We start from the raw sequence: 3,176 nt of genomic DNA on the forward strand, positions 1-3,176 counted from the left end.
CTAGTAGGACTCCGTTAGGTTGCTCTGGTTCTTGGGTTTGGGCTGGTGGTGGACGTTCTGGGCAGCGGGCGGTGGCAGGTGGTGCAGGTGCCGGTCCAGCAGTTCAGCAGGTCTTGGATGGTGTCGAGGATCTGGTAGAGGGTGAGTCCGCTGTATCGGCTTTTGGGATCAGGCGCTGTTCCGTGAGGAACGCGTGGGCGGCGGTGACCAGGGTGACGTGGTGGTGCCACCCGGTCCAGGAGCGGCCCTCGAAGTGGTCCAGGCCCAGGCCGTGCTTGAGTTCCCGGTAATCGTGCTCGATGCGCCAGCGGATCTTGGCCAGGCGGACCAGTTCAGCCATCGCGCGGAGGGCACGCGGGTGTGCGTCGGAGCCGTACCCGGGCCTTCGGGATCAGGCGGCCGCGTGCCGGGACCCGGATACGACTGACGGGCGTCCGGGCCGGTCGGCAGGCCCGCGACGCCCGACGGCGCACGGAGTGGCTCAGGACGTCTACGTCTTGTTGTCCAGCATCCGCTGCATCATCTGGACCTGGGCGTACTGGGTGGCCATCATGTCGGTCGCCCACTGCTGCAACGTCTCGTCGGTGCCGTTGGTCAGCACGTCCGTCAGCATGTCGATCGCACCGTTGTGGTGCTTGATCATCAGCCGTAGGAACAGCACGTCGAAGGCGTTGCCAGTCGACGCGGTCAGCTGGTCGAGCTCCTCGGGGGTGGCCAACCCCATCTCCTCGACCATCATCGGATCCTGCATCATCTCCTCGTACGACTGCTGGGGATCCGTCTGCTCGAGGCCGTTCCACTCCTGCCACGACTGCATCATATAGATCTCGAGGCCCTGCTCGACGTCGATCCGGTCGGCGAGCGAAAGCACCGCGCTGTCGCTGGACCTCGACGGGGCCAGCCGGCTCAGGATGAGCGCCTGCTGGTGATGCGGGATCATCATGGCGACGAAGTCCGCATCGGCGTTGTTCGACTCGACCTGCGGATTCGTCGACGTCGGGGCGGGGTCACCCGCCGTGGCCTGGGGCGTCTGCCCAGCCTCCGCGCCGGCGGGCACGGTTGCGACGCCGAGCAGGCAGGCGGCTGTCAGCAGCACACTTGCAACTCTGCGGTACCTCACTATGCGCCTGTTCCCTTCTGCTTCGCCACGCGGCGCCCTGGGAGCCACGCACGCTGCGGGCTGAACTTGTGGTGTGGGTGCGGCCCCGGCGGACGTGCCGCCCGCCGGGGCCATGGGCGGAATCAGGGCTTGTAGCTGTACTGGGTCTGCGGGTTCATGAAGTCCAGCCGGACCCGGTTGGCGCTGGCCGGCGCTCCGGTGAGCTGGAGCACGTCCAGGCCCTTGGTGATGTCACTGGAGTAGATGCGACCGTTGTACCAGTACGCCGACCAGGAGCCGCCGGTCTGCAAGGTGTCTTTGGACAGCGGGCCGCGCTCGAAGTAGCCGATCTCCTTCGGGTGGTCGGGGTCGGTGAAGTCGATGACCGACACGCCGCCCTGGTACCAGGCCTGCACCATCATGTCGCGGTGCTTGGCCGGGATCAGCGAGCCGTTGTGGGCGACGCAGTTCTCCGTCTTCTGCTGCATGCGCGGAATCTTGAAGTAGCTGCGGAACACCAGCTCGCGGTTGTCGCCCTCGCCCTTGATGTCGAAGATGGCGTCGGCGCCGCGGTTCGGCCCGATCTGCTCGTTGCAGGTCGGCGCGCCGCCGCCCCCGAGCTCATCGGTGAAGACCACGCGGTTCCCGTCGTTGGTGAACGTCGCCGAGTGCCAGAAGGCGAAGTTCGCGTCGGTGGCGCTGGTGATCACGTACGGCTTGGTGGGATCCGAGATGTCGATCAGAGCACCCTCGCCCATGCAGGCGCCGGCGGCCAGATGCTTCTCGGGGAAGACGGTGATGTCGTGGCAGCCTGCGGTGGCGCCTGCGCCGCCGTCGGGGAAGAGTACGGGCGTGGCGACCACGGACGCGGAGTCCGGGGCGTCCAGGGGAACCTTCACGATCGAGATCTTGTCGTGCGGAGGCTGGCAGTGCGGGAACGCCGGGGACGGGCCGTACGAGGAGATGTAGAGGTAGGCCGTGTCTCCGCCGTCAGCGGGAACGTACGTGTGCGTGTGGGAACCGCAGTCGGTCCGCACCGACTTCACGTACTTGGGGTTCTGCTTGTCGCTGATGTCGAAGATGCGGATGCCTTCCCAGGCGTTCGGGTTGGCCGCATTGGAGTTCGTGCTCGCACAGGACGGATTCGACTGCGGAGTGTCGACCGACACGAACAGCAGCTTCCCGTCCTCGGAGACGGTGGGGTCGCCCTGGCCGCCGTTGCACGCCGTCTGGGAGACGGTCTCCGGCTTCGTGGGGTTCTGGATGTTGTAGATCGTGAACCCGGCGTAGGTGCCCTGAATGGCGTAGTTGCCGTAGAACGCCAGGTCGCTGTGGGTGGCATTGGCGAGCGGACCCTGCCTCGGGACGTTCGCCAGGGGCTTGATGTTCGCACTGTGTGATATCTCGTCGACGCCGAGGTCACGGTCTTGGGCGGTGGACGGGCCGACCATCCCGAACGACGTGACTATGAGTACGCCGGCGAGGACGGCCGCCTTGAGTGTGCGGCGTGCTCTTCGCGCGAATGTCGAGCCTTGCAATGCAGGGCCTCCTGTCACGAGGGGCGTTACGGACCCACGCAATATAGGAGACGTGTCATGATCACATCAATCCATGGTCATGACACGCCTGGGATCAACTCAACCTACCCGCCCACAGGTTGACGCGACAGGGGGCGTGGAGCCGCGAACGCCGCGGCCCCCGTCCGGCAGGGGACAGGGGCCGCGGGGTTCGCGGGAAACCGCGAGGAACAGCGGCGAGCACCTCGGCCCCAGGTACGAGCACTGTAACCGCTCTGCCACAGGCCACCAAGACAGCCAGGGATAGATCACCCGAGCTTCCCAAGCTGATGGCTCAGCGGCTGGCAGTAGGCATGCAATGGGTCGCGATCAGCGGCATCGTGCCATGCACGAGACCGGGGCCAACGGGTTGGGCCTGGGCTGGTCGGTGCACTACCACTCTCACGGGACCGGTCTCACCAGGTTCTGAGAGGGCGTTAAGTCCCGTTCCTGATGATGTGGTGTCGCCCGTTCGTGGGTGATGGGACGGTTCCGTCCTCGTGTCATGTCGTGTGCATGAT

At 65.9% G+C, this 3,176-nt stretch carries 2 protein-coding genes and 1 pseudogene; all 3 read right to left on the minus strand.

The window, feature by feature from the left end:
* Positions 1-103: 103 nt before the first annotated feature.
* Positions 104-343: pseudogene (locus tag ABZ818_RS42650) on the minus strand (transposase); the annotation flags it as partial.
* Positions 344-490: 147 nt separating this feature from the next.
* Positions 491-1,096 carry a DUF305 domain-containing protein gene (locus tag ABZ818_RS42655; RefSeq protein ID WP_361427681.1) on the minus strand — a complete coding sequence of 202 codons (606 nt, stop codon included), beginning with the start codon at positions 1,094-1,096 and terminating at the stop codon, positions 491-493.
* 146 nt (positions 1,097-1,242) lie between these two features.
* Positions 1,243-2,568 carry a hypothetical protein gene (locus ABZ818_RS42660; RefSeq protein ID WP_361427684.1) on the minus strand — a complete coding sequence of 442 codons (1,326 nt, stop codon included), beginning with the start codon at positions 2,566-2,568 and terminating at the stop codon, positions 1,243-1,245.
* Positions 2,569-3,176 lie beyond the last annotated feature (608 nt).

This window comes from Streptomyces sp. NPDC047453 (assembly GCF_040643155.1).
Taxonomy (GTDB): Bacteria; Actinomycetota; Actinomycetes; order Streptomycetales; family Streptomycetaceae; genus Streptomyces.